Here is a 2808-nt window from a genome sequence, read left to right on the forward strand (position 1 = left end):
GCGCCGGCCCGCGGGCGGTGGTCCTGGCGGCCGCGGACCCGGCGAACGCGTACGGCGCGGCGCTGTCCTGGCCGGAGCCGCCGACCGGCGCGGGCCACAAGCCCGGTCGCAAGGCGGGCTCCATGGTGGTGCTCGTCGACGGCGAGCTCACGCTCTACATGGAGCGCGGCGGCAAGACCCTGCTTTCCTGGCCCACCGAGCCGGACGACCCGGCGCTGACGGCCGCCGCCGAGGCGCTGGCCGCCTCGGCGCTCGCCGGCGCGCTCGGCACGGTCACCGTGGAGCGGATCAACGGCGCGACGGCCCTGACCTCCCCGCTGTCCCGGTCGCTGGAGGCCGCCGGTTTCCACGCCACCCCGCGCGGTCTCCGACTGCGCCCGTAGCGGGACATGATGGAGCCATGCCCGAAGGAGACACCGTCTGGCAGACCGCCCGCCGCCTGCACACGGCGCTGGCCGGCCGCGTCCTGACCCGGTCGGACCTGCGCGTCCCCCGGTTCGCGACGGCCGACCTGACCGGCCGCCCGGTCCTCGACGTGACGCCGCGCGGCAAGCATCTGCTCACCCGGATCGACGGCGGCCTGACCCTCCACTCGCACCTGCGGATGGACGGCTCCTGGCAGGTGTACGCCCCCGGGGAGCACTGGCGCGGCGGCCCGTCCCACCAGATCCGGGCGATCCTCGGCAACGCGGAGGCGGTCGCCGTCGGCTACCGCCTGCCCGTCCTCGCGCTGATCCGCACCGCGGACGAGTCGGACGTCGTCGGCCACCTCGGCCCCGACCTGCTGGGCCCGGACTGGGACCCGCAGGAGGCCGAGCGCCGGCTCACCGCGGACCCGGCGCGCCCCCTCGGCGAGGCCCTGCTCGACCAGCGGAATCTGGCCGGGATCGGCAATGTCTACAAGTCGGAGCTGGCGTTCCTCGCCACCGTGACCCCGTGGCTGCCGGTCGGCGAGCTCGGCCCGGAGGTCCCCGCCCGGCTGGTCGCCACCGCCCAGCGCCTCCTGGAGGCGAACAAGGACCGCCCCGACCGCCGCACCACGACGACCCGCGCGGGGCGGCGCATCCCGCTGTACGTGTACGGCCGCGAGGGCCGTCCCTGCCTGCGCTGCGGCACACCCGTCCGCAAGGACGAGTCCGGCGGCCGGATCACGTACTGGTGCCCGGGCTGCCAGCAGGGCCCTACTCCGTGAAGAGCCATCCCGCGCACACCAATTGACGCTCCGTCAGATCCGGTCGTACCGTCCGCTCATGCCCCTCACCGCGTACGACCTCACCGGCCGCACGGCGTTCGTCACCGGCGCCGCGAGCGGCATCGGCCGCGCCACCGCCGTCCTGCTCGCCGAGGCGGGCGCCGCCGTCCACTGCGCGGACCTCGACGAGGTCGGTCTGCAGAAGACCGCCGCGCTCATCGCCGGCTCGGGCGGCACGGCCCTCGTGCACCCGCTGGACGTCACGGACGGAGCCGCGGTCGACGCCGCGGTCCGCGCGGCCGGCCCGATCCACGTCATGGCCGCGATCGCGGGCGTCATGCACACCAGTTCCGTCCTGGAGACCCGCGAGGAGGACCTCGACCGGGTGCTGGCCGTGAACTTCAAGGGCGTCTTCCACGCGGCCCGCTCCGCCGCGGCCTCCATGATCGACTCGGGCGTCCGCGGCTCGGTCGTCACCATGGCCTCGGGGGCCATGGACTCCGCCAGCCCGGGCCTGCTCTGCTACAGCGTCGCCAAGGCGGCGGTCGTCCAGCTGACCAAGACACTGGCCGCCGAGGTCGGCCGGCACGGCGTCCGGGTCAACGCGATCGCCCCCGGCTGGATCCGTACGCCCATGACGGACCGTCACGAGCCTGCCGCGCAGGAACAGGCCGAGGCGGCCATGGTCCGGATCTCCCCCCTGGGCCGGGTCGGCGAGCCGGAGGACATCGCGCACGCGGTGCTCCACCTCGCCTCCGACGCGTCGTCCTTCACGACGGGTCAGATCCTCCGCCCCAACGGCGGCGTCGCGATGCCGTGGTGACCCGCCGCCCCCGCGGGCCCGACCCACCCGGCCCCGCACGCTCCGCAGGCATTCCCGCCACATGCACCGGCAGCAGACTGAGCCCCCAGCCGCCGGCCGCGACAGCCCCCTCCACGAGCCCCGTCTGACCCGGTGCCAGCAGCAGCCGCAGCACCGCCCAGAACCACAGGCAGCCCACCGTCACCGCAAGCACCGTCAGCGGGACCCGTCGCCGTACCATGGCCGCCTCCTCCGGACGACGCTAAACCGCCCCGCCCATCCCCCGGCAGGGCGCACCGGTTGCACCCCGGGCGCACGGCGCGGCCATCAGACCTTTCGTCTCACCATGACACGGCCCACCGGAACCCGGCATCTCGGAGCGGCGCGTGCGCCACTCACGCGACGCACGCACGCCCCCGCACCACCCTCGCGACGAAAAAGCCCCGGCCGCGCCCTCAAGGGGCGGCGACCGGGGCGATTCCCTGTCACGGATCAGGCGGCGACGACGTCCACCGCTTCTGCGGGCGCCTTGATGGTCACCCGCTCGGTCGGCACACCTGTCACCGACGTCACCGATACGGAGTTGAGCATGGGGCGGACCGGTGCCCGCACCGGCTCGCTCGACGCCGCAGACTCGGCCAGTTCGGCCAGCGACAATTCGTCGCTCACTTCCCGCATGAGCTCGGACATCCGTACGTCAAGCGCGTCGCAGATCGCGGAGAGCAGCTCGGAGGAAGCCTCCTTCTGCCCCCGCTCCACCTCGGAGAGATAGCCGAGCGATACTCGGGCGGACGAGGAGACTTCGCGCAGAGTA

At 74.2% G+C, this 2808-nt stretch carries 5 protein-coding genes; 3 read left to right on the forward strand and 2 right to left on the reverse strand.

Annotated features, from left to right (window positions below):
• From VIU94_RS08395 to VIU94_RS08405, 3 genes are all read left to right on the forward strand, one after another.
• The coding region (locus VIU94_RS08395; RefSeq protein WP_422664586.1) for a hypothetical protein at positions 1-383 on the forward strand (383 nt) is incomplete at its 5' end.
• 17 nt (positions 384-400) lie between these two features.
• Positions 401-1192, forward strand: a complete 792-nt coding sequence (locus VIU94_RS08400) for an Fpg/Nei family DNA glycosylase (protein WP_331909190.1) — start codon at positions 401-403, stop codon at positions 1190-1192.
• Positions 1193-1250: 58 nt separating this feature from the next.
• Positions 1251-2015 carry an SDR family NAD(P)-dependent oxidoreductase gene (locus VIU94_RS08405; RefSeq protein ID WP_331909192.1) on the forward strand — a complete coding sequence of 255 codons (765 nt, stop codon included), beginning with the start codon at positions 1251-1253 and terminating at the stop codon, positions 2013-2015.
• Here the strand turns inward: VIU94_RS08405 and VIU94_RS08410 are convergent.
• Positions 1963-2235, reverse strand: a complete 273-nt coding sequence (locus VIU94_RS08410) for a hypothetical protein (RefSeq protein WP_331909196.1) — start codon at positions 2233-2235, stop codon at positions 1963-1965. The two genes, VIU94_RS08405 and VIU94_RS08410, sit on opposite strands and share 53 nt — an antisense overlap.
• Before the next feature lie 251 nt (positions 2236-2486).
• On the reverse strand, positions 2487-2808 hold a 322-nt coding region (locus tag VIU94_RS08415), incomplete at its 5' end, for a helix-turn-helix domain-containing protein (RefSeq protein WP_331909198.1).

Source organism: Streptomyces sp., from assembly GCF_036566765.1.
Classification (GTDB): domain Bacteria; phylum Actinomycetota; class Actinomycetes; order Streptomycetales; family Streptomycetaceae; genus Streptomyces.